Consider the following 24,202-nt stretch of genomic DNA (forward strand, 5'->3'; position numbering starts at 1 on the left):
TGCCGCCCTGTCCGTCCTTGCCGGAAAGCTCGCGCTCAGAATGACGCCCAAACACACCACGATCAACACGGTAACCCTGACCTGCTCGACTTGCGGCAGCGCTCAGTTCACCAAATTGGCTCCGAACGAATACCGCTGCAATCACTGCCACGCGCTGACGCTGGTAGAAGATGACGTTGCCCAACGGCTGGAAAAGATTCTGCGCGGCATGCAGCAGCCCGCGCAGCACACGGCGATCAAGCCCGGGGCGCTGGCTGCGATTGCTTTCGTGGTGGTGGCCGCGGTGGTCGTGCCGCTGGTGATATCGCTGGTGTCATCAAACCGGACATCGACGCCGTATCGTGCGCCTGCCGTCACGCCGCCAATCGACGCGTCGCTGGTGAAGCTGACCGATGTGCGCGAGATCCAGACGCGCGGCAGCAAAGAGTTGGTCATGATGATGCGCAACGAAACGGGCAAGAAGATCGACCCGCCACGCGTCACGGCCACCTTCTTCCAGGGGGAGCTGACGCTGACGTCGTCCTGGGGTTCGATCTCGGCGCGTTCCCTGCAGCCAGGTGAATACGCGCCCTTGCGGATCTCGGTGCCGGGCAAGGCCTATACGCGCTACACGCTGCAGGTCGCAACCCCTGCGCCCGCCCGCGGCAAGCCCAACGATGTGGTGGCCAGCAGGGTGCAGCTGGTAAAGAATGATGGCGCGTACCGGCTGGTGGGATTGTTGAAGAATCAAGGACATGGCGACGCCAACAGCACCCAGATCACCGTCATCCTGTATGGCGAAGATGGCGCCATGATCGGCACCGGCAACGGCTACGCCGCCGCGGGTACGCTCGCGCCGGGCGCGGTGACGGCGTTCGATGCGCGGTGCGAAATGTTCGGCGACGGCAAGGTCGCGTCCTACGACTACATGGTGCAAAGTGAAAGCTGATCGTCGCGGCGCCCAGCCGCTGTCCTGGCCGGCCAAGGCCGTATTGGTGCTGATCATCCTGGCGGCCGCCGGGTTTGCATTGACGAAGTACACCGCCGCCGGCCCCTGGGCCATGCGCAAACTCGGCATGCAAGACGCGCCGGCCAACGACGCGCCCAACGTGGAAGCTGCCAAGGTGGAACCGCCCAAAGAGGCCGCCCCCGCCACCCGCATGGTGCGGGTCAGCCCGGCAGATGTGCGGGTGATCGACCATGTGCGCCTGACCACCGAAGAACTGCTGGACCCCGGCTTTGCGCTGTTCGACACCAAAGCGCTGACCTTGTCCGCGCCGCGTCGGCTGCTGGACGAAATCGACCGCCCGATCATGTACGCGGAAGTCGTCAACACCAGCCCGGACTATGTCGCCCTGTCGCCCCAGGCGCAGATCACCGTGTTCGATGGCTCGACCCCGCTGAAGGTCCGGCAGGACTGGACCCTGCCCGCCTATCTGTATCCGGGCGAGCGCGTGCCGGTGGCGCTGGTCGGCGGCAACTACGAACGCTACACCGAGGTCAAGACCGACTGGATGCCCGCCAAGCGCGCCGCCCTGCCCGGCCCCCGGCCCAAGCTGGACATTTCCGTCGACAACACCGAGGCCGGCGTCGGCACCGGCACGCTGAACTTCAGCTACCGCTACCGTTACAAATACGTCACCGTGACGGGCCGCGTGCGCAACGAGGATCAGGCGGAAGTGAACAACGTGCGGGTCTGGGTCAGCCTGTATGACGCGCAGGACAAGCTCAGCGGCGCCAGTTTCAAGGAACTGCGCCTGCCCAAGCTGCAACCCGGCGAAAGCGCCCCGTATGAGGTCATCGTGAAGCAGTACGGCGGGAATTTTGCGCGGGTTGGCGTGGTGTACGACGTCACGGCGCGCTAGCTCGCCCACAGCCCAATCCCCTGCCCAATCCCCAGCGCGCGCCCTGCGCGCCCCCTACGCTCGCCCTACGCTCGCCCTACGCTCCCCGTGCGCCGCGCCTGCGCGACCCCGCTCTGCGTCGCCGTAACGCAACAGCTATCGGCTCAGGTCTTATATAAGATATAAGACATTTGCTAGCGACTTCTGTTGCCTCTACAATTCCGGTCGAAAACCCTTCTTCCAACCCGACTTTGAGCAGGCCTCACATGCTGGATAACTACCGCCAACACGTTGCCGAACGCGCGGCTCTGGGGATTCCCCCGCTGCCCCTTACGGCTAAACAAACCGCTGAACTGATCGAACTGCTGAAGAACCCGCCCGCTGGCGAGGAGCAGAATCTGGTCGAACTGCTGACCTACCGTGTGCCGGCCGGCGTGGACGATGCCGCCAAGGTGAAGGCGTCCTACCTGGCCGCCGTGGCGCTGGGCAAGGAAGCTTGTGCGCTGATCAGCCGTGCCAAGGCGACGGAACTGCTGGGCACGATGCTCGGCGGCTACAACATTGGCCCGCTGGTCGACCTGCTGGACGATGCTGAAATCGGCACCATCGCCGCCGATGCGCTGAAAAAGACCCTGTTGATGTTCGACGCCTTCCATGACGTGAAGGAAAAGGCCGACAAGGGCAACGCCAACGCCAAGTCCGTGCTGCAAAGCTGGGCCGACGCCGAATGGTTCACCAGCCGCCCGGAACTGCCGGAAAGCCTGACCATCACCGTCTTCAAGGTGCCTGGCGAAACCAACACCGACGACCTGTCGCCGGCGCCTGACGCCACGACCCGCCCCGACATCCCGATGCACGCCCTGGCGATGCTGAAGAACAAGCGCGACGGCGCCGCGTTCGAACCGGAAGAAGACGGCAAGCGCGGCCCGGTCAAGTTCATCGAATCCCTGAAAGAAAAGGGCCACCTGGTCGCCTACGTGGGTGACGTGGTTGGCACGGGTTCGTCGCGCAAGTCGGCCACCAACTCGGTGCTGTGGTTCACGGGCGAAGACATCCCGTTTGTGCCGAACAAGCGCTTTGGCGGCGTGTGCCTGGGCAACAAGATCGCCCCCATCTTCTACAACACGATGGAAGACGCCGGCGCGCTGCCGATCGAACTCGACGTTTCCAAGATGGAAATGGGCGATGTCGTCGAACTGCGCCCCTACGATGGCAAAGCGCTGAAGAACGGCGAAGTCATCGCTGAATTCGAAGTGAAGTCCGACGTGCTGTTCGACGAAGTGCGCGCCGGTGGCCGCATTCCGCTGATCATCGGCCGTGGCCTGACCAGCAAGGCGCGTGAAGCGCTGGGCCTGGCGCCGTCGACGCTGTTCCGCCTGCCGAAAGACCCGGTCGACACCGGCAAGGGCTACACGCTGGCTCAGAAGATGGTTGGCCGCGCCTGCGGTCTGCCGGATGGCAAGGGCATTCGCCCGGGCACCTATTGCGAACCGAAGATGACCTCGGTCGGCAGCCAGGACACCACCGGCCCGATGACCCGCGACGAGCTGAAGGATCTGGCTTGCCTGGGCTTCTCGGCTGACCTCGTGATGCAGTCGTTCTGCCACACCGCCGCCTACCCGAAGCCCGTGGACGTCAAGACGCACCACACGCTGCCGGAATTCATCAGCACCCGTGGCGGCGTGTCGCTGCGTCCGGGTGATGGCGTGATCCACTCGTGGCTGAACCGCATGCTGTTGCCCGACACCGTCGGCACCGGCGGCGACTCGCACACCCGTTTCCCCATCGGCATTTCGTTCCCGGCCGGTTCGGGCCTGGTCGCCTTTGCCGCCGCCACCGGCGTGATGCCGCTGGACATGCCGGAATCGGTGCTGGTCCGCTTCAAGGGCAAGCTGCAACCCGGCGTCACCCTGCGTGACCTGGTCAACGCCATCCCGCTGTACGCCATCAAGCAAGGCTTGCTGACGGTGGCCAAGCAAGGCAAGAAGAACATCTTCTCGGGCCGCATCCTGGAAATCGAAGGCTTGCCGGACCTGAAGGTCGAGCAAGCTTTCGAACTGTCGGACGCTTCCGCTGAACGTTCGGCCGCCGGCTGCTCGGTGTTCCTGAACAAGGAACCGATCATCGAATACATCAACAGCAACATCGTGATGTTGAAGTGGATGATCGCCAACGGCTACGAAGACGAGCGCACGCTGGGCCGCCGCATCAAGGCCATGGAAGCCTGGCTGGCTGACCCCAAGCTGCTGGAGCCGGACGCCGACGCCGAATACGCCGCCATCATCGACATCGACCTGGCCGACGTGCACGAGCCCATCGTGGCCTGCCCGAACGACCCCGACGACGTCAAGACGCTGTCGGAAGTGGCTGGCGCCAAGATCGACGAAGTGTTCATCGGCAGCTGCATGACCAACATCGGCCACTTCCGCGCAGCCTCCAAGCTGCTGGAAGGCAAGCGCGACATCCCGGTCAAGCTGTGGGTGGCCCCGCCCACCAAGATGGACGCCACGCAACTGACCGAAGAAGGCCACTACGGCGTCTTCGGCACCGCTGGCGCGCGCACGGAAATGCCGGGCTGCTCGCTGTGCATGGGTAACCAGGCACAAGTGCGCGAAGGCGCGACCGTCATGTCGACCAGCACCCGCAACTTCCCGAACCGTCTGGGCAAGAACACGAACGTGTACCTGGGTTCGGCCGAGCTGGCCGCCATCTGCTCGAAGCTGGGCCGCATCCCGACCAAGGACGAGTACATGGCCGATATGGGCGTCATCAACAAGAGCGGCGACCAGATCTATCAGTACCTGAACTTCGACAAGATCGCGGACTACAAGGACGTGGCGGACGTGATCGAGGTGTAAGCTTTGCGCGCTAGCCAGGTGTCTTAGCCTGCTTGCAGTACGAACGACGGCCCCGGAGCAATCCGGGGCCGTTTTTCTTTGCAGGTCGTTTTCTTTGCAGGTCGTTTTCTTTGCAGGCTGCTTTCTTTGCAGGCTGCTTTCTTTGCAGGCTGCTTCCTTTGCAGGCAGCTCCCATTGCAGGCAGCTCCTTTTGCACGCCGCTTTCTTTGCAGGCCGCTTCCTTTTGGGGCCGAGTTCCGGGCAGAGGGTTTCAGCAGTTGCTCCCTTAACGCCAGAGCAAGCATCCGAACAGGAAACTTTTCCGGCGATACGTTTTCATACAATCGCGGTACCTTGTGACACCTGCCCGGCGCAGCATCCCGTTTGCGCCCCGAACCTGAGGAGGAAGCCCGCCAATGACCCGGCTTTTGCTGCCGCCGCTGCTACTGCTGGCGCTTGCCGGTTGCGCCACGGCGCCGCCATCGAACCCCGAGAATATTTGCGCGATCTTCCGAGAAAAGCCGGACTGGCACGACGCCGCCCTGAAGGTGCAGAAGAAATGGGGCGCCCCCGTCCCGGTGCCCATGGCGATGATGTACCAGGAGTCGTCCTTCAAACAGGACGCCGTGCCGCCCCGCTATTACTTCCTGGGCATCATTCCCTGGGGCCGCGTCAGCTCTGCCTATGGCTACGCCCAAGCCAAGGACGAAACCTGGGCCGACTACAAAAAAGAAGCCGGCGGATGGGGTTCCAGCCGCGACAACTTCGCCGACGCGCTGGACTTCATGGGCTGGTACATGAGCAAGTCACAACGCATCAACGGCGTGTCCAAATGGGACGCCTATGGCCAGTACTTGAATTACCACGAAGGCTGGACCGGCTACCGCAACCGCAGCTACGACCGCAAGGCCTGGTTGAAAACGGTGTCGCAAAAAGTGCAGGCACGCGCCGAGAAATTCTCGTCGCAGTACAAGAGTTGCGAAGGAGATTTGACGCGCGGGGGGTGGTTCTGGTGAGGGGATAGAGGAATCCCGTGGGCAATTGATCCTTATACAAAAATTTGTATAATCGCCGTATGAGCGTCCTCAAACTCGTCACCTTTTTAGGTACGGCACTTGACGAACTGCGGGCCTTTCCACTGCATGCACGACGCGACGCGGGGCATCAGATAGATCAGGTACAGCGCGGCTTGGAGCCGGACGACTGGAAGCCTATGACAACGATCGGACCAGGGGTCCGTGAAATTCGGCTTCGGGAAGAGTCGGGCGCGTTTCGCGTGATATACGTCGCAAAATTTGCCAAAGCTGTCTATGTCTTGCATTGCTTCCAAAAGAAGGCGGCAAAGACAGGAAAGACCGACCTGGATCTGGCGGCCAGACGATACCGCGATCTGTTGAAGGAGCTAGGCCTATGAGCAAGCAACAATTCGCCAGTGTGTGGGATGCCATTGAAGACACCCCCGCCGAAGCTGAAAACATGAAACTGCGCTCAGAACTCATGGTGGCGCTGAAGCATCACATTGCCCGATCGGAGATGAGCCAACAGCAAGCGGCGCAGCTGCTCGGCGTTACGCAACCGCGCGTGTCAGACCTGATGCGCGGCAAGATCAACCTGTTTGGCCTGGACGCCCTGGTCAATATGGCAACCGCCGCGGGCCTGCATGTGCAGATGACGATTCAAGAAGCCGCCTGAGCACCCGCTTGCTTTCCTTCAAATAAAAATCCCGGCGCCAGGCCGGGATTTTTTGTTGCGTACCGGCCAAAGCCGGCTGTGATCAGAAGTCCATGCTGGCTGACAACAGGAACGTGCGCGGGCCGCCCAGTACCAGATAGCCGTTGCCGGGGTATCCGCCCACCGACGACCAATAGTTGCGGTTGGCGATGTTTTCCACGCGGGCGCGCAGCGTCACGACGTGGCCGTCGATGTCCGTCATGTAGCGCAGGCCGGCGTCAAAGCGGGTCCAGCCGGGCACTTTGAGGGTGTTGGCGTCGTTCGCGTAAGACGAACCGGTGTAGACGACGCGGCCGTCCACGGCCAGGCCTTGCACGCCGGGGATGTCCCATTCCACGCCCATGTTGGCCTGAAAGCGCGGCACACCGATCACGCGGTTGCCGTCCAGCGAGGCGTTGCCGGTGGAGCGCTGCTCGGCATCCAGCCACGTCAAGCCGCCCAGCACGCGCACGCTCTTGATGGGCTCGCCGTAGACGGTCAGTTCCGCGCCTTGGTGACGGTCCTTGCCGGAGGTGGTCAGCTCGTTGCTGGCGTTGTACATCGCGCGCGGCTTGTCGGTGGAGAACAAGGCCAGACCGGCGCCAAGCCCGTCACCCTCGTACTTCACGCCGATTTCCTTTTGCTTGGACACGTAGGGTTGCAGGCTTTGGCCGACGTTAGGCACCGGCTTGCCGTTCGCGTTGGCAGGCGCGGTCGGCCCCGCGACCAGGGCTTCGATGTAGTTGGCATACAGCGATACGCTGGGCGCCACCTTGAAGACGATACCGGCGGCCGGCGAGTTGCGGCTGGCGTCATAGGCGCCGCTTTCCTTGCCCGTGTTGTAGGCGTAATCACGCTGCGACAAGCGTTGATGGCGGATGCCCAGGGTCAGCAGCACCTTGTCGTCCAGGAACGACAAGGTGTCACCCAGGGCGTAGCTGCTCATGCGCGTACGGCCTTGCAAGGCAGGGTTATCAATATCGTTGCCACGCAATGCTCCCGCGCTGAAGGCGGGCTTGTCGTAGGAGATCGGGTCATAGATGTTGGTCGGAAACGTATTGCCGAAATCCATGATGTAGGCGTTCTTCTTCTTCAGATCGAAGAAGGACGCCGACGCAACGATTTCGTGGCCGACCGGGCCGGTGCGCACCTTGGCGCGCAGGCCGAATTCGCCCGTGTTGACGCTGTCTTCACGGGTGTTGTCGAAGCGATAGAAATTGCCCGCGCCCGTGCTGCCGTTCGTCAACGTGACGTTGCCCAGCGAGTTCGCTTCATCGCTGCGGCGGAATCCGTAGGCTGCCCAGCCGGTCAGCTTGTCGCTGAAGTCATGTTCCGCGCGCAAGGTGCCGAACACATCGCGTTCGTTGGAGTACGACCACGGTTGCGCGTAGTTGGAGCTGGCGTCCGGTGCGTCGGGCACGGTGGTGACGCCCGCGCCCAGCGTCACGTTCGGACGCGCGCGCTTGAGCTTGTTTTCCTGCCAGCCGATATCCCCCGACAAGCGCGTATCCGCCGAGCGCCAATCAATGCCCAGCGACACCAGGCTGGTGCGGGAATGTTCATCATCAATCGCCGTATCACCACTGCGTTGCGCGGCGTTCAGGCGGATGCCAGTGCTGTCGTCCGGGCCAAAGCGGCGGGCGATGTCGGTGGACAACTGAAACTGGCCGCCGCTGGAAATACCGGTCGTGACGCGCGTCAGCGGATCGTTCGGGGCGCGCTTGGGCACCAGGTTGATCACGCCGCCGATACCGCCGCCGCCAGGGGTGGCGCCGGTCAGGAATGCCGTTGCGCCGCGCAGCACTTCCACGCGTTCGAACAGTTCAGTGGCGATGTACTGGCGCGGCAGCAGGCTGTACAGGCCGTTGTAGGCCACATCGTCCGAGCTCAGGATGAAGCCGCGAATGAAGTACGACTCCTGAAAGTTACCGAAGCCGCGCGCCACGCGCACGCCGGAGTCGTTTTGCAGCACGTCGCCGACGCTGCGTGCCTGCTTGTCCTGGATCAGCTCGTTCGTGTAGCTGGTGATGCTGAACGGCGTGCTCAAGTTGTCTTGCGTACCCAGAATGCCGACGCGGCCGCCGGTGGCGACTTGGCCGCCCGCGAACGGGGCCGACAGGCCGCCTGCCGACGCGTCCGCGCTGGCTTCGACCTTGATGGCTTCCATGGATACGGTAGCGTCGCCAGATTGGGCAGCCGGAGCCGTCTGGCCATAGGCTGCGCCCAGGCACGGAAGCGTGGCCGCCACGCAAGCTAGAGTTCTGATTTTCATATCGGGATCGATGGGCTAGAGAATGCGCGTCACCGCGCGAAGAAACACCAAATCCCGATGGGGTCACGCGCGGAAAACGGCTTATCTCCTTGCACTACCGCAAGGCTGTACAACGGCCCTGCCGAGCCCGTTCACCATGGGGTATTGAGGTCTGACGACGAAAATGTTATCAAACCGAGAATCATTCTCATACCATTTCCAACGCAGGAAAACCCGCCCGTTGCCCGGCCGCAACAAGTCGGGTTCGTTAAGGTCAAGGTCAGGATCAGGCGGCTAAATCGGGCTGCAACCGCCCAAAATCACCCGCCTCGAAAGCGGTTTCCGACTGGGTCAGACCGCGTCGGGCTGGCTTGGCGGCCGCATGGGGCTGGCCTGAAGCGGCTTCGATGGCGCCGCCCGCAATCAGCACGAAATGCACCGGCGCCCTGCCCGCCATCAAGACCAGCACGCCATGTTCATCGTCAACGGACGCCGACGCGGCCAGGGCCGAGCCCGCGTGCACCACAGCGAAATCCGGGTCACCGCCCGGCCGTTTCGGCAAGGCCGGTGCGCCCGTCAGGCGATGCCTGGCGCGTACGCCCACCTCCCCCTGCACCGCATAGATCCAGGCATTCCACCCCGGCGCCAACGGCACCAGTTGCGTCGCGCCGGGGCGCAGCCAGGCGTCCAGCAGCATCAGGGGGTCTGGCGTGGCCAGCGGCGATTGCCAGCCGCTATGGCTACCCGCCGCCACGCGGATACGGCCCGCGTCGGTCTGGATGACGGGCATCTCCCAGCCCCGCAGCAACGCAATGCCTGGCGCTTGGGCGGGCTGGCGGTCTGACAGCTTGATCCCGATGCGCAGCCCGTGCAGCCGCGCCTGCGCCTCGGGCCGGTGTACCCGCAGAATCCCCTGGCTCGCCTGCGTCCAATGCAGGTCGCCCGCCCGGATCTCGTGGTCGTCCTTGGTGCTGCCCAGGCTTTGCATGACGCCCTTGGAGTCCTCCAGCAACAGCGTCGCGGCGCACAGGCCGGGGGCCGGCTCAGGCGCCGTGGCAGGCCCTGTCATGACGAAGTGGTCCACGCTGACCACTGGCGACGGGCTGCGGGAAAAATCGGTGTGGCGGAACGGGCGGACGGTGCAGGCGTCGCCCGCGGACTGGACCGGGCTGGCAACGACGTTACTGAGATGGATAGTCAAAAAAGTGCTGCCTGGGGAAGTGGTAACGCTGGCTGACGCCAAGCTTATGAGTTCCACCTGGCGGACAGTAGAGCCCAATTTCAGGAATAGTTGTCCTGTCTTGCAGGACAATTCGCTCCTTTTTCGTTCGCGCCCAGCTGAAACCCCCATGCAATCGCACATTCATCACGTCGACGACCTGCTGCTCTTTAGCGAGGTCGTTGAAAAAGGCGGCTTCTCCGCCGCCGCGCGTGTGTTGAATATGCAACGTTCGAAGCTCAGCCGGCGCGTGGCCGAGCTGGAAGCGCGCCTGGGTGTCCGGTTGCTTCAACGCAATACGCGCCGGGTATCGCTGACCCCGATGGGCGAACAGATCTATGTGCATGCCCAGACCATGGCCCGCGAAGCCCGCACGGCGTTCGATCTGGCGGCGTCCATGGGCGACACCCCCAGCGGCCTGCTGCGCATCACGGCGCCGTCTCCGCTGGCTGTGACCTTGTTGGGGGACATGGTGGCCCGCTTCTGCATGGCGAACCCCGGGGTACGGGTGCTGCTGGATACGCGTGACGAAATCATCGACCTGGTCGGTGAAGGCTATGACCTGGCGTTTCGCGCCATGAGTTCGGCGCTGACGGACTCCCGGCTGATCGGCCGTGAACTGGCGCTGGTGCCGCTGACGCTGCTTGGCGCGCCAGCGCTGGCCCAGGCGCGGCCGCGCCACCCCCGCGACCTGGCCGCCCTGCCCTTGCTGGCGCACGCCACGCAAGACAACCGCCACACGTGGCGCTTTACCGGGCCGGCTGGGGAAATCGAGACTTTGGAATTCCAGCCGCGCTGCCTGAGCAGCAACATGGCCACGCTGCGTTCGATGGCGCGCAGCGGGCTGGGCGTGGCGCTGCTGCCGCACTACCTCAGCGCAACCATGATGGCCAAGGGCGAACTGGTTCCGATTCTGCCCGGCTGGCAGGCCGCGCCATCACGCATCTACGCCATCATGCCCGCCCGCCGCGGCGAGCCTCTTGCGCTGCGCCGCTTTCTGGAACTGGCGGCGGCGGAGCTGCCCGTGTTGCTGGCTTGAGACCCCGCATCTAATCCAGCTTGATGTGATTCGCCTGAATGACCGCGCCCCACCGCTCGCGGTCTTCCGCCACGTAGCGGTCGGTTTCCGCCTGATCACGCGGCGCCTGGATGACCAGCCCCAAGGTCTGGAAACGTTCGCGGAAATCCGGTTGCGCCATGACGCGCGCAACCGCCTCCTGCAAGGCTCGCCCTTCGGCGGCCGGCGTCGCTTGCGGCACGGCGATGCCAAACCAGGTGGCTGCGCGGAACCCCGGAAAGCCGCTTTCCGCCACCGTCGGCACATCGGGCAGCACGGGCAGGCGTTCCGCCGTCGTTACCGCCAAGGCCTTGATTTTGTTCTCTTTCACCAGCGGCAGCGACGTGCTGATCACATCCACCATCAGTTGCGTGTCGTTGGCCATCAGCGAGCTCAAGGCCGGCGCGCTGCCGTTGTACGGGATGTGCGCAATGTCGACGCCGGTGCGCGACTTGAGCAATTCCGTCGCCAGCTGCAAGGGGTTGCCAATGCCCACCGACGCATAGTTCAGCTTGCCCGGACGCGTCTTGGCGTAGCTGACGAATTGCGCCAGCGTGGTGGCCGGCACCGCGTTGTTCGCCACGACCACCAGCGGCAGTTCAGCCACCACCGACAGCACGCGGAAATCGCGCGCGGCGTCGTAGGCGATCTTCTGATACAGCATGGGGTTCAGCACCATGCTGGCATTGCTGGCCAGAAACAGGGTGTAGCCATCGGGCTGGGCGCGGGCCACCTGCGTGGCCGCAATCATCGTGTTGGCGCCCGGCTTGTTCTCCACCACGACGGGCTGGCCGAGTTCGCGCGACAGGCGCTCGGCCAGCACGCGCGACAACTGATCCGCCGCGCCGCCCGGCGTATACGGCACCACCAGCTTCACCGGGCGGTCAGGGAACGCCGCCAGCGCTTGGGGTGCAATTGCCGCGCAAGCCAGCACGGCGGCCGCGGTGCGGCCCAACCAACGATTCATTTTCAACATGCTTGTCTCCCGAGTCTTGAACGACTCTTGTAGTGGGTACTGCTGGGGTACTACTGGGGTATTGCTGGGGTATTGCTGGGGTATTGCTGGGGTGTTGGCCTGACGTTCGCCGCTACACCTTGCGCGCCTGCCCCTCCCAGAACTCGGCGCGCAGGCGGCGTTTGGCGATCTTGCCGTTGTCGTCGCGCGGCAAGGCCGGGCGCAGTTGCAGGTCGCGCGGGATCTTGTAGCGCGCGACGCGGCCAGCCAGCCATTGCAGGGCGTCCTGCACATTCACCGTGGCGTCCGGCGCGGGTTGAATCAAACCCAGCAAGCGTTCCCCGAACTCGGCATCCGGCACGCCAAATACGGCGCAATCAGCCACGCCCGGGTACTGCGTCAGGTGGTGTTCGATTTCGGCGGGATAGATGTTCACGCCGCCGGAAATCACCAGGTCCGATTCGCGGTCGCACACGAACAGATAACCGTCTTCGTCCACATAGCCCAAGTCACCCAGGCCGATCAGGCCGTCGCGCTCGACGGCCTGGCGGGCCTCGGGGTGGTTGCGGTAGGTGAAGTCGGCATAGGCCGGCTGGCGCACGTAGATGCGGCCGACCTCGCCGGGCGCGCAAAGCGACCCGTCTTCGGCATACACGCGCACCTGCGCCGGCCCGATGGGCCGCCCCGCGCTGCCGGGCTTGGCCCGCGCCTCGTGGGAGTCAATTACCGTCACCATGCCTGCCTCGCTGGACGCGTAGGTTTCATGGACCACGGGGCCTAGCCAGTCGATCATGGCCTGCTTGAGTTCAGGCGCGCACGGCGCCCCCGTCGACGCCACGAAACGCAGCGACGACAAGTCGAACGACGCTCGTGTGCGCGCATCCAGCTTCAGCAGCCGCACATACATGATGGGCACGAGATAGATGGTGTCGATGCGATGCTGTTCGATCAGGCGCAACACCTCGATGGGATCAAAGCGCGCGGTCAGCACCAGCGTGTCGCACACGCGCAGCGCCACCTGGGCGAAGACGCTGGGCGCGCTGTGATAGACCGGCGCGGGCAGCAAGGCCCGGCATCCGGGGCGCAATCCGTAGGCTTGTTCCACCACGGCTTCGACGGCCGCCAGGTGCTCGGGCAGATGCGCCACCGGAAACGGCTGACGCACCACGCCCTTTGGCCGGCCGGTGGTGCCCGAGGTGTACGCCATGTGCCCGCGGGGCGCGACGAGCGGCCCGTCGTAGCGCGGCTGCGCATTGCGCCAGGTTTCGTAGTTGTTGGCTTCGAAGTTGTTGGCTTGGAAGTCGTTGGCTTCGAAGTTGTTGGCTTCGAAGTCGTTGGGGGCAGACTCGTCGGGGTCGGACTCGTCGGCGGCTACATCAATGTTGCCGGCCACCGACTTCCCGCCGCCCATCACCCGCAGCGCGGGCAGCCCCTTGGGCAGCGCGGTCCAGACCTGCCGCCACAAATCGTCTTCGGCAATCACCAGCTTGGCGCCGCTATCGGTCACCAGAAACGCCACTTCCTCGGCCGTGTAATGCCAGTTGATCGGGCAGTAATAGCAGCCCAGCCGCTTGCAGGCCTGGATGATTTCCAGATACGGCATGCCGTTGCGCAGCAGCACCGCGATCACATCGCCTTCGCGCACGCCCATCGCCGCCAGGCCGGCCGCCACTTGCTCGCCGCGCGCAACCAGCGCGTCACGGGTCAACTCAATGCCGCCCGCAATGATGCGCCCGCTCATGCCGGCTTCCCGGCGCGCTGCGCCTTGTCTTGTGCGGTGCGCGCCTCGATCGCGGCGCGGGCGGCCGCCCAATCGTCGTCGCTCCATTCGAAGTACTGCTTGAAGTACGCGCCGTTGGCCAGGTAGTCGCCGCCGTCCAGCGCAATCGTCTGGCCGTTGATCCAATCGTTGCCCGGCCCCAGCAGGAACGCGGCCAATTCGCCGATGTCGTGCCCGGTGCCCAGACGGCGCATCGGATTTTGCTGGGTCAGCGCGTCCTGGCCATCGCCGTTGGGGCGCAGCCTTGCGGTTGCGCCTTCGGTGGGAATCACGCCAGGCGCGATGGCGTTCAGGCGGATACCGTGGCGGCCCCATTCCACCGCCAGCGACTTCGTCATCGCGTCGATACCCGCCTTGGACATGGCCGACGGCACCACGAACGGCGAGCCCGTCCAGACCCACGTCACCACAATCGACACCACCGCGCCGTGCGTGCCGGTCTCGATCCAGCGCTTGCCGACCGCCTGGGTCATATAGAAGGTGCCGCGAAATACCGTGTCGGCGATGGCGTTGAAGCCGCGCGCCGACAGCTTCTCAGTCGGGCTGATGAAGTTGCCCGCGGCATTATTGATCAGGCCGTCCAAGCCGCCATGCTCGCGCCAGATGCCGTCCACCATGGCGTCCACGGCGTCGGCATCGCGGATGTCGACGGCATGCGCATGGGCCTGGCCGCCGTAGCGGGCGCGCAGCGTGGCCGCGGCAGCTTCAACGACCGACAGCCGGCGGCCGCACAGGTGCACGGTGGCGCCCAGCGCGGCCAGTTGTTCGGCCATGGCGTAGCCCAGCCCGGTGCCCCCGCCTGTGACCAGGACGCGCTGACCGCGGAACAGATCCGCGCGGAACATGCTTTGGACCATGGGATTGTCTCCTTTATGTCGATATGGATTTGCTTTGGACCGAGAGTATCAACGCCAATATTCCGCGACAATCCTTCGGCTTGCGTAAACTATGTTTCCTCACAGGCAACAATCGAAGACGCCCATGTCCGCCTTGCCCGCGCTAGACCTGAACCTGATCCAGCTGTTCGTCACCATCGTCGAAGCCGGCACGCTCAGTGAGGCGGCCTTGCGCCAGGGCGTGACGCGGTCGCACGTCAGCCGGAATCTGCAAAAGCTCGAGCGCACGTTCGGCGCCCAACTGATCCGGCGCACCACCCGCCGCCTGGAACTGACGCAGCAAGGCACGGTGCTGTATGAGCACGGCGCGCGCATGTCGCGCGAGGTGGAATCGGCGCGACATACGCTGCAGAAGCTGGGCGCGGAACCCACGGGCCATGTGCGGCTGTCCTTGCCCACCGGCCTGGGCGAGCTGGACGCGCTGCGCCCGCTGCTGGTGCGATTTGCGCTGGAACACCCCAGCCTGAGCCTGCGGGTGCTGTTCTCCAACCGTGTCAGCGACCTGATTTCGTCAGAAATCGATGTGGCGCTGCGGGTAATTTCGACGCCGCCGCAGGACTACGTGGCCCGCGAGCTGGGCGAAGTGAAATGGCATCTGTGCGCCGCCCCCGGCTACTTGCAGCGCGTGGGCAAACCCGCCCACCCGCGCGACCTGGGCCGGCTGGATTTTCTTTGCCCGCCTGGCCCCAAGCCACAAACGACGCTGCGCCTGACCCGCAAAGGCCAGGTTTACGAAGCCAAGCTGGCGCCCCGGCTGCAATCCGAGTACTTCCCCTTTCTGGCCCAGGCCGCGCGCGACGGCGCCGGCATCGCGCTGCTGCCCGCCTACATCGTGCAGCCCGATCTGGAAGCCGGCCGGCTCATTGAAGTGCTGCCGGCCTACAAGGCGCAAGGACCGGGCGACAAGTTGTTCATCCTGACGTCCCCCACGCCCTACCCGTCGACCGCTCAACGCGCGCTGGTCGACTTTTTGAAATCCGAGCTGGAACCGCTGTTGCGCGGCTTCCTGGCCTGATCTGAAATTTTCCTGACCGCCGCCACGCCACGGTAGAACTTCCCTGTTAAAAACGCGGGGTCTTGCAGGCTTGGCTCATGTCCGCCAAAGTAGGGGTTTTGCAGTGCGGGGAGTGCCATCCCGGTGCCTTGCCGGAACTTGGACGGAACTTTGACGTGCGCCCCAAGTCTTATATAAGATATAAGACATGCAGCCGCGCAAGGGCTTGTCTCCCCTACAATGACAACCGCGCAAAATCGCCAGAAAATGCCGCCTGCGCCTGGGCACATACAGTCGGGCAAAACAACGGAGTCCATCATGCCGCACAACACTCTAGACACCCTCAAGAACTTCAAGATCGGCAATAAATCCTGTCAGTACTATTCGCTGCCGGCGCTGGGCAAGTCCCTCGGCATTGATGTGCAGCGGCTCCCGGTTTCTATCCGCATCGTGCTGGAATCCGTGCTGCGCAACTGTGATGGCAAGAAGGTCACTGAAGAGCACGTGAAGCAGCTGGCCAACTGGCAAGCCAACGCCCGCCGCGAAGACGAAATCCCCTTCGTCGTGGCGCGCGTGGTGTTGCAGGATTTCACGGGCGTGCCGCTGCTGGCTGACATCGCCGCCATGCGCTCGGTCGCCGACAAAATGGGCAAGAGCCCCAAGAGCATTGAGCCGCTGGTGCCGGTTGACCTGGTCGTCGACCACTCGGTCATGATCGACTACTTCGGCACCAAGAACGCGCTGGACCTGAACATGAAGCTGGAATTCAAGCGCAACCAAGAGCGCTACCAGTTCATGAAGTGGGGCATGCAGGCGTTCGACACGTTCGGCGTCGTGCCCCCGGGCTTTGGCATCGTCCACCAGGTCAACCTGGAATACCTGGCGCGCGGCGTGCACCAGGACAAAAAGAACAACGTCTATTACCCCGATTCGCTGGTGGGCACCGATAGCCACACCACGATGATCAACGGCATCGGCGTGGTGGGCTGGGGCGTGGGCGGCATCGAAGCCGAAGCCGGCATGCTGGGCCAGCCCGTGTACTTCCTGACGCCCGACGTGGTGGGCGTTGAGCTCAAGGGCCAGTTGCGCGGCGGCGTCACCGCCACCGACCTGGTGCTGACCATCACCGAAATGCTGCGCCGTGAAAAAGTGGTGGGCAAGTTCGTTGAATTCTGCGGCGAAGGCACCGCCAGCCTGACCGTGGCCGAACGCGCCACCATCGGCAACATGGCGCCGGAGTACGGCGCCACCATGGGCTTCTTCCCCGTTGACGAACGCACCATCGACTACTTCCGCGGCACCGGCCGCACGGAAGCTGAAATTGCCGCCTTTGAAGCCTATTTCAAGGCGCAGAAGATGTTCGGCATTCCGGCCGCCCAAGACATCAACTTCACCAAGCTGCTGACGCTGGACCTGTCCACCGTCGCCCCGTCGCTGGCCGGCCCGAAGCGCCCGCAAGACCGCATCGAAATCGGCAACGTCAAGAACACGTTCATCGACTTGTTCTCCAAGCCGGTCGCTGAAAACGGCTTCAACCAGCCCGCCGAAAAGCTGGCCGAAACCTTCACCACCAGCACCGGCACCAAGATCAAGAACGGCGACATCCTGATTGCCGCCATCACGTCTTGCACCAACACGTCGAACCCGAACGTGCTGCTGGCCGCAGGCCTGTTGGCCAAGAAGGCCGTGGAAGCCGGCCTGAAGGTGCCCAAGCACATCAAGACCTCGCTTGCGCCCGGATCGCGCGTCGTGACCGACTACCTGACCAAGACGGGCCTGCTGCCCTACCTGGAAAAGCTGGGCTTTGACGTGGCCGCCTACGGCTGCACCACCTGCATCGGCAACGCGGGCGACCTCACGCCGGACCTGAACGAAGCCATCACCGGCAACGACCTCGTCTGCTCGGCCGTGCTGTCTGGCAACCGCAACTTCGAAGCGCGCATCCACCCGAACATCAAGGCCAACTTCCTGGCCTCGCCCCCGCTGGTGGTGGCGTACGCGCTGGCCGGCACCGTCACGCGCGACCTGATGACCGAGCCGGTTGGAAAGGGCAAGAACGGCGACGTCTGGCTGGGCGACATCTGGCCCACGTCCGAAGAAGTCGAAGCGCTGATGAAGCATGCGCTGGACCCGAAGGTGTTCGAGGCCAACTACGGCCAGGTCAAGAGCAACCCGGGCAAGCTCTGGGAAAACATCAAGGGCGTCAGCGGCGACACCTACAACTGGCCCGACTCCACCTACATCGCCGAACCGCCCTTCTTTGAAGGCTTCGACATGACGCCGGCCGCGATGCCCACCGTCAAGAACGCGCGTGCGCTGGGCGTGTTTGGTGATTCCGTCACCACCGACCACATCTCGCCCGCCGGTTCCATCAAGGAAACCTCTCCCGCAGGCAAGTGGCTGAAGGAAAACGGCGTCATGAAGGCCGATTTCAACAGCTACGGCTCGCGCCGCGGCAACCACGAAATCATGATGCGCGGCACGTTTGCCAACGTGCGCATCAAGAACCTGATGATCCCGTCGTTGCCGGATGGCAGCCGCTTCGAAGGCGGCGAGACCCTGTTCCAGCCCACCGGCGAACAGATGTCGATCTATGACGCCGCCATGAAGTACGTGGCCGACGGCACGCCCACCGTGGTGTTCGGCGGCGAAGAATACGGCACGGGCTCGTCGCGCGACTGGGCGGCCAAGGGTACGCAACTGCTGGGCGTGAAGGCCGTGATCACCCGCAGCTTCGAACGCATCCACCGCAGCAACCTCGTCGGCATGGGCGTGTTGCCGCTGCAGTTCAAGGGTACGGACAGCGTGCAGTCGCTGGGCATCACGGGCGAAGAAACGTACGACATCTCGGGCCTGGAAAACGGCATCAAGCCGATGCAGGACGTGACGCTGACGATCACCCGCAAGGATGGTTCGAAGCAGGACGTAACCGTGCTGCTGCGCATCGACACGCCGATCGAGGTTGACTACTACCAGCACGGCGGCATCCTGCCCTTCGTGCTGCGCCAGTTGCTCGCGGCCTAAGCACGTTACTGCGCCGCACCGCGCCGAGCGCGATGCAAAAAGCCCCGGAACCGCCAGGTTCCGGGGCTTTTTACTGGCGGAAAACGGCCGGCGTCTGCCGCCGAACGAATACGCGCCAGTCGCCTAAGGGCTTCGCATCAGTCGTCGAACTGATACGCGTCCATCGCCAGCGCGCCGTACGAAATCTCGTCGTTCAGACGCTTGGCCGATGCGCCCGCCGCGCCCAGCGCCACATACAAAGGCATCAGGTGATCGTCGTGCGGATGGGCCTGCAACGCGCCCGGCGCCTGCGCCTGCCAGTCCAGCAGCGCCGGCACATTGTGCTCGGCCAGATTGCGCGCATACCACTCCTGAAACGCCGGCACGTACGGCACCGCCGGCGCATTCTGCGGCATGCGGACATGGCGCAGATTGTGCGTCAACGACCCCGACCCGATGATCAGGATGTCTTCATCACGCAGCGGCGCCAACGCCCGCCCCAGCGCCAGCTGGCCCGCGGCATCCCGGCCCATGTCCAGCGACAACTGCACCACAGGCACGTCCACGTCGGGATACAGGTAGCGCAACGGCACCCAGGCGCCGTGGTCCAGCGGACGGCGCGGGTCGCGGTCGGCGGCAATGCCCGATTCGGCCAGCAGCGCCTGCACGCGCGCGGCCAGCTCGGGAGAACCCGGCGCGGCATATTGCAGCGTGTAGAGCTCTGGCGGAAAGCCGCCGAAGTCATGCCAGGCCACCTGTTGATCGCGGGTGGACAGCGCCAGGCCCTCGCCCATCCAGTGCGGCGACACCACCAGAATGCCGCGCGGCTTGCGGCCTTGCGCAGCGCTCCAATCCGCCAGCACGGGGCCGGTCAGGCCCGGTTCAACGGCCAGCATGGGCGAGCCGTGAGAAACAAAAAGCGTAGGCCAACGCATGGCGAAGCCTCCAGAGAATAAGTTGATGGAAGCATTTTCAGCTGTTTCCAATCAGCAATAAACCCCCGCAGTGGGGATAATCTGTTGTCATTCCAGCACTAATGTGCCGAAGCGTCCGCCTCGCTCGCCGCATTGCCCTATTACCAGGCAATGCCGCGCCGTCATGCCGGTGCGCGCGGCGGGCGTTAAACTACGTCGTTACACACTTACTGGACGTCCCTCGAAGTTATGGCCCGATCCCGCAGCCAATCCGCTCCCCGCATGACCCGTGACGCTACCCGCCTGGTTGCGCTTGCCCAAGCGCTGAACCGCTCGGGCAGCCGCGTCGAAGACGTGTTCTGGGAGAACCAGCTTGGCGAGGCGATCCCCAAGCTGCTGAAGGCCGGGCAGGATGCCCCGCTGGAAGCGGCCCTGGACCACCTCGCGCAAAGCGACATAGGCGCTTACGAGGTCTTGATCGAGCAGGCCGAAACCCTGTCTGAATCGATGAAGATCGAGAAAAACGGCGTCCAGTACGACGTATTGCTGATCGTCGCGCCCATCGTCGCCTGGACCCGGTACGCCATTCCCACCGGCCCCGTTTCCGCCACCGCCCAACAGGCGCTGCTGGCTCAGTTGCATGGCCATGTGTTGTCCAGCCAGGCCCGCACCGCGCTGATGCCCATGCTGGTCAGCGTGGACCAGATGCCGCGCACCTTCGGCGAAACCTGGCAGTGGTTGCAACGCCTGGGTTCGCAGGCGCTGGGCGCCGAAACGACGAAGCCGACGCTGAACACCGAAATCGAAACCGCCAACATGCTGGCCGACACGCGCTACATCATCGGCGCGGTGGCAGTGCCCGAAAACGCGCCGATCTTCCGCTGGCAGGAAAGCATGGGCGACGCCGACGCCACCCGCGACGCCTGCCAGGCGCAATGGGCCGAGCAGGCGCAGCCCACGCTGGCCGCGCTGCTGCCGGGCTGCGGTTTCGAAGCGCTGTTGCCTGACGCCTATTACGTCAGCAACCGCGAAGCCGACCGCCGCGTGCGCCCGTTGTCGCTGCGCGCCGCCATCAGCTGGCTGGAAGGCGCGGTCAGCCTCGAAGCCTCGCAATTGCGCGCGGTCGTGGCCGGCTGCGGTGAAAGCCGCATCGACGAATACCGCATCAGCTTCACGGCACGCAGCAGCAACGACGTCTACTACGGCTGCGTGTGGCCGCTGTACGGCCGCGAAGAAGAGCTGCCGTCCGAAGAAGGCCAGCCCGATGTGGTCGACGAAATCGCCGCATTGCTGAAGGAATACGGGGTCACCGAAGTGCGCCGCATTCCCGGCGTGCTGCCGGCCGAGTACTGCGAAGATTGCGGCGCGCCCTACTTCCCCAATCCCCTGGGCGAGCTGGTGCACGCCGAACTGCCCGAGGACGCCGAGGCCGCGCCCGCCAAGTTCCACTAAGCGGCCATGCAAGCGGACATCTTCTGCCGGGTCGTCGACAACTACGGCGACATCGGCGTGTGCTGGCGGCTGGCCCGCCGGCTTGCGCAAGGCCGTGGCTGGGATATCCGCCTGTGGGTCGACGACCTGGCCAGCTTTGCACGCATCCAGCCGGGCATCACCGTGTCAGCCCCCCGCCAGCAGTTGGGCGGGGTCGACATCGTCCATTGGTCCGACACGCCTGACCCGGCCCTGACCGCCCGCGATGTCGTCATCGAAGCCTTTGCCTGCGACCCGCCGCCCGCGTTTCTGGACAGCATGCGCCAAACGCATCCTGCCTGGATCAACCTGGAATATCTGAGCGCGGAAGCCTGGGTGGAAAGCTGCCACGGCCTGCCCTCGCAGCGGCCCGACGGGCTGGTCAAGCACTTCTTCTTTCCGGGTTTCACGGCAGCCACCGGTGGCCTGCTGCGTGAACCCGGCCTCACCGCCGAGCGCGACGCGCTGCAAGCGTCGATAGACCAGCAAAATGCCTTCCTGCGCACGCTAGGCGTGGACGAGGCCGTGCTGTTGCGCCGGCAAGACGGCGCGCGCACGGTGTCTCTGTTTTGCTACCCTTCCGCGCCGGTCGATGCGCTGGTGCAGGCCCTGGCGGCGGACCCGCGCGCAAGCGTTCTGCTGGTGCCAGAGGGCATCGCCCCCGGGCTGGAAGCGGCCTGTTCGGCGCCCGGCGCGCCGCTGCTCGCGCGCCTGCCGTTCGTGGCACAACCGGATTTCGACCGCTTGCTGTGGAGTTCGGACCTGAATTTCGTACGCGGCGAAGATTCCTTCATCCGCGCCGCCTGGGCCGCCCGGCCGCTGGTGTGGCAGATCTACCCCCAAGACGAAAACATCCATCTGGAAAAGCTGGACGCCTGGCTGGCCCGCTATCCGGCCCCGGATTCCGCCCACGCGCTCATCCGCGCCTGGAACCAGCCGGAAACCGGCCAAACACAAGCAACGGCCGCCGCAGCGCTTGCGCCCGCAGCATGGAAAGCCTGGGCCAACGCCGCGCGCGACTGGGACGCCAGCCAGGCCGCGCGCCCGGATCTCGCCGAAAATCTGGCCGACTTTTGCGCAGACTTGGCCAAGAAACGTTAGAATAGAGAGTTTTCTGAGTCGCCCTGAATGTGTCGGGCCTCAACTATGACGCCTCCCGGGGTGTGCATGAAACGTCGCGAGCTTGGGTAGCCATCAGCAACACGCTACCGAGCGCCAGCGGTTTTTTGCAAGCACGGCGAGTGCACCTATCACCCCCGGAGTTTTATCGATGAAAACCGCTCAGGAATTGCGAGTCGGCAACGTGGTCATGGTCGGCAAGGACCCCCTCGTGGTCCAGAAAGCCGAATACAACAAGTCTGGCCGTAACGCTGCTGTTGTGAAGCTGAAGTTCAAGAACCTGCTGACCGCCTCGGCCAGCGAATCGGTCTACAAGGCCGACGAAAAGTTCGAAGTCGTTCAACTGGATCGCAAGGAGTGCACCTACTCCTACTTCGGCGACCCGATGTACGTCTTCATGGACGAAGAGTACAACCAGTACGAAATCGAAGCCGAAAGCATGGGCGACGCCCTGAACTACCTGGAAGAAGCGATGCCCGTGGAAGTGGTCTTCTACGACGGCCGCGCCATCTCGGTTGAACTGCCCACCACGCTGGTCCGCGAAATCACCTACACCGAACCCGCCGTCCGTGGCGATACGTCGGGCAAGGTCACGAAGCCGGCCAAGATCAACACCGGCTACGAACTGAACGTGCCGCTGTTCTGCGCCATCGGCGACAAGATCGAAATCGACACCCGCACGAACGAATACCGCAGCCGCGTCAACAACTGATCCGGCAGCAGGTACGAAAAAGCCAGGCCCTGTTTTCAGGGCCTGGCTTTTTTTTATGTCTGCGCATATCGCCGCGTGAAGGCCGGCAACGCTTGCCAACGTTTACTGCAAGCGTTCGTCGTCCAGAAAATCCGGCACGGCCATGACGTCGATACCGTCTTCGGCCAGCGATTGCCGTTCTTCCTGCGTGGCCGTGCCGCGAATGGGCCGCTCATCGGCGTCGCCATCGTGGATGCGGCGCGCCTCTTCGGCAAAGCGCGGGCCCACGTTTTCGGTATTGCGCAACAGCGCGCGCACCTGCTTCATCACCAACGCCTGCACCGCCGCCATCTTCTCGGCATCCGACGCGCCAGCCGACACGGCGGGCGCTTGGGCCGCCGGGGCGTGCAGGTGCGACACATTCAAACGCGGGGCCGACAGGCGCTTGGTAATGGTGGCCGACCCGCACACTGGGCACGTGACCAAGCCACGCGCCGTTTGCGCGTCATAGTCTTCGTGCGAACCGAACCAGCCTTCAAAAATGTGGCTGTGTTCGCACTGGAGATCGAAAACTTTAAGAGCCATGGTGGCTATATGGGGTCCGGGCGCAAGATATCAAGCATCCACCAGCAAGCGCCATTCCCGCAGCGATGGGATAAAGGACACGGGCTTTCAAGAAAAAACGGGCCCGAAGGCCCGTCTTCGTCTTGGCGTAAGCCTGCGCTTACTTGCCGCGCTTGGACGCCGGGCTGGCGTCGATTTGCGCCTGCTGCGCCTGCAGGGAATCGATCTGGCGTTGCAGATCACGCAGTTGCTGACGCACATCCTTTTGCTGATCGGCCAACGCGGTGGTTTCCTGGCGCGACTGTTCCTGACGCGCCGCCACTTGCTCTTCCTGCTGCATGCGCAGCGTGCGGTCGGCTTGCAGCGTGCTCAACTGCGCGCTGCGGGTGGCCAAGAGCTTCTCAGCATTGGCGTATTCGGCTTGCAGCTTGATGCGCTTGATGTCCACTTCGGCCAGCTCGGCCGATTGCGTCGTGAAAGCCCGGTACGTCGCTTCGGCCTGCTTTTCCGACACCGTTTTCAGCACGCGCCAGAAATCCTTTTGCTGAAACAGCGCGACGTAATACGTCAGGTCGTCCGGCTTGAACAACAGGCTGGCGCCGTACGTGCCGTTGTAGGCGGTACGCAGCTCAGAGACCTGACGGTTCTGGATCAGGCCTTGCAATTCAGCCACGGTCGACGACGGCCGTGCAGCAGCGGGTGCAGGCGCGGCGGGCGGGGTCACCGGCGTTGTGGCCGGCTGCTTGTCTTCGACCTGCTTAACCGTGGGCCGCGGCGCTTCGGATTGCGCGCTGGCGCAAGCCGCCAGGCCGGACAGAGCCGTGCCCAACAGCGCCATGCGAGTGGCGGCACGGATAAATTGGACGTTCATGCCTTCCCCAAAAAAATCGTTGCGGAACTATAGCAATTTATTTCGCTC

General features: G+C 64.0%; 20 protein-coding genes. 12 read left to right on the forward strand and 8 right to left on the reverse strand.

Translation table 11 applies throughout. The features are described 5' to 3' along the window. The first annotated feature begins 40 nt into the window (after positions 1-40). From HV765_RS24905 to HV765_RS24930, 6 genes are all read left to right on the forward strand, one after another. Entirely contained in the window at positions 41-928 is an 888-nt protein-coding gene (locus HV765_RS24905) for an FxLYD domain-containing protein (RefSeq protein WP_175171348.1), read from the forward strand. Further along, positions 918-1,844, forward strand: a complete 927-nt coding sequence (locus HV765_RS24910; RefSeq protein ID WP_175171349.1) for an FxLYD domain-containing protein — start codon at positions 918-920, stop codon at positions 1,842-1,844. The genes HV765_RS24905 and HV765_RS24910 overlap by 11 nt, the downstream gene beginning before the upstream one ends. 245 nt (positions 1,845-2,089) lie before the next feature. Continuing rightward, the gene (gene acnB / locus HV765_RS24915; protein ID WP_054426474.1) at positions 2,090-4,681 is read left to right on the forward strand and encodes a bifunctional aconitate hydratase 2/2-methylisocitrate dehydratase; all 2,592 of its coding nucleotides are present in this window, start codon (positions 2,090-2,092) and stop codon (positions 4,679-4,681) included. Positions 4,682-5,076: 395 nt separating this feature from the next. After that, positions 5,077-5,676: a transglycosylase SLT domain-containing protein gene (locus tag HV765_RS24920; RefSeq protein WP_054426475.1), complete on the forward strand. Its 600-nt coding sequence runs from the start codon at positions 5,077-5,079 to the stop codon at positions 5,674-5,676. A gap of 59 nt (positions 5,677-5,735) precedes the next feature. Beyond that, entirely contained in the window at positions 5,736-6,074 is a 339-nt protein-coding gene (locus tag HV765_RS24925) for a type II toxin-antitoxin system RelE/ParE family toxin (protein ID WP_175171350.1), read from the forward strand. Further along, positions 6,071-6,352, forward strand: coding sequence for a helix-turn-helix domain-containing protein (locus HV765_RS24930; RefSeq protein ID WP_175171351.1), 282 nt, complete (start codon positions 6,071-6,073; stop codon positions 6,350-6,352). Before HV765_RS24925 ends, HV765_RS24930 begins: the two co-directional genes overlap by 4 nt. An 82-nt stretch (positions 6,353-6,434) precedes the next feature. Here HV765_RS24930 and HV765_RS24935 read toward each other — a convergent pair whose 3' ends face one another. Both HV765_RS24935 and HV765_RS24940 read right to left on the reverse strand, forming a co-directional pair. Further along, the gene (locus HV765_RS24935) at positions 6,435-8,642 is read right to left on the reverse strand and encodes a TonB-dependent receptor (RefSeq protein WP_054426477.1); all 2,208 of its coding nucleotides are present in this window, start codon (positions 8,640-8,642) and stop codon (positions 6,435-6,437) included. 265 nt (positions 8,643-8,907) lie between these two features. Further along, the gene (locus HV765_RS24940) at positions 8,908-9,822 is read right to left on the reverse strand and encodes a pirin family protein (RefSeq protein ID WP_175171352.1); all 915 of its coding nucleotides are present in this window, start codon (positions 9,820-9,822) and stop codon (positions 8,908-8,910) included. 148 nt (positions 9,823-9,970) lie between these two features. Here HV765_RS24940 and HV765_RS24945 point away from each other — a divergent pair, with 148 nt between their 5' ends. Then, positions 9,971-10,879 (forward strand): LysR substrate-binding domain-containing protein, encoded by a 909-nt coding sequence (locus HV765_RS24945; protein ID WP_054426479.1) that lies wholly within the window; start codon positions 9,971-9,973, stop codon positions 10,877-10,879. Positions 10,880-10,889: 10 nt separating this feature from the next. On the opposite strand, the gene HV765_RS24950 is transcribed toward HV765_RS24945, so the two are convergent. The 3 genes from HV765_RS24950 to HV765_RS24960 form a co-directional block, all read right to left on the reverse strand. Beyond that, positions 10,890-11,873, reverse strand: a complete 984-nt coding sequence (locus tag HV765_RS24950; RefSeq protein WP_054426480.1) for a Bug family tripartite tricarboxylate transporter substrate binding protein — start codon at positions 11,871-11,873, stop codon at positions 10,890-10,892. A 112-nt stretch (positions 11,874-11,985) separates the two neighbouring features. Continuing rightward, positions 11,986-13,593 carry an AMP-binding protein gene (locus HV765_RS24955; protein ID WP_175171353.1) on the reverse strand — a complete coding sequence of 536 codons (1,608 nt, stop codon included), beginning with the start codon at positions 13,591-13,593 and terminating at the stop codon, positions 11,986-11,988. Beyond that, the gene (locus HV765_RS24960) at positions 13,590-14,477 is read right to left on the reverse strand and encodes an SDR family oxidoreductase (RefSeq protein WP_054426738.1); all 888 of its coding nucleotides are present in this window, start codon (positions 14,475-14,477) and stop codon (positions 13,590-13,592) included. Before HV765_RS24960 ends, HV765_RS24955 begins: the two co-directional genes overlap by 4 nt. Positions 14,478-14,613: 136 nt before the next feature. Here HV765_RS24960 and HV765_RS24965 point away from each other — a divergent pair, with 136 nt between their 5' ends. Beyond that, entirely contained in the window at positions 14,614-15,543 is a 930-nt protein-coding gene (locus tag HV765_RS24965; RefSeq protein ID WP_175171354.1) for a LysR family transcriptional regulator, read from the forward strand. 297 nt (positions 15,544-15,840) lie between these two features. Then, complete coding sequence (acnA, locus tag HV765_RS24970) at positions 15,841-18,546, forward strand: aconitate hydratase AcnA (protein ID WP_054426483.1); 2,706 nt, start codon at positions 15,841-15,843, stop codon at positions 18,544-18,546. A gap of 137 nt (positions 18,547-18,683) precedes the next feature. Here the strand turns inward: acnA and HV765_RS24975 are convergent, their stop codons facing one another. Beyond that, on the reverse strand, positions 18,684-19,460 hold the full coding sequence (locus HV765_RS24975) for a DODA-type extradiol aromatic ring-opening family dioxygenase (protein WP_175171355.1): 777 nt from the start codon (positions 19,458-19,460) through the stop codon (positions 18,684-18,686). Between the two features lie 228 nt (positions 19,461-19,688). Here HV765_RS24975 and HV765_RS24980 point away from each other — a divergent pair, with 228 nt between their 5' ends. The 3 genes from HV765_RS24980 to efp all read left to right on the forward strand — a co-directional run bounded on the left by HV765_RS24980 (position 19,689) and on the right by efp (position 22,740). After that, entirely contained in the window at positions 19,689-20,891 is a 1,203-nt protein-coding gene (locus HV765_RS24980) for a DUF2863 family protein (protein ID WP_054426486.1), read from the forward strand. 6 nt (positions 20,892-20,897) lie between these two features. Beyond that, on the forward strand, positions 20,898-22,010 hold the full coding sequence (gene earP / locus HV765_RS24985; RefSeq protein WP_175171356.1) for an elongation factor P maturation arginine rhamnosyltransferase EarP: 1,113 nt from the start codon (positions 20,898-20,900) through the stop codon (positions 22,008-22,010). 169 nt (positions 22,011-22,179) lie between these two features. Next, complete coding sequence (efp, locus tag HV765_RS24990; RefSeq protein ID WP_006225610.1) at positions 22,180-22,740, forward strand: elongation factor P; 561 nt, start codon at positions 22,180-22,182, stop codon at positions 22,738-22,740. A 102-nt stretch (positions 22,741-22,842) separates the two neighbouring features. Here efp and HV765_RS24995 read toward each other — a convergent pair whose 3' ends face one another. Both HV765_RS24995 and HV765_RS25000 read right to left on the reverse strand, forming a co-directional pair. Next, entirely contained in the window at positions 22,843-23,304 is a 462-nt protein-coding gene (locus HV765_RS24995; RefSeq protein ID WP_054426488.1) for a DUF1178 family protein, read from the reverse strand. Between the two features lie 139 nt (positions 23,305-23,443). Next, positions 23,444-24,154, reverse strand: coding sequence for a DUF2968 domain-containing protein (locus HV765_RS25000; protein WP_054426489.1), 711 nt, complete (start codon positions 24,152-24,154; stop codon positions 23,444-23,446). Positions 24,155-24,202 lie beyond the last annotated feature (48 nt).

It is taken from the genome of Achromobacter kerstersii (assembly GCF_902859595.1).
Lineage (GTDB): Bacteria > Pseudomonadota > Gammaproteobacteria > Burkholderiales > Burkholderiaceae_B > Achromobacter > Achromobacter kerstersii.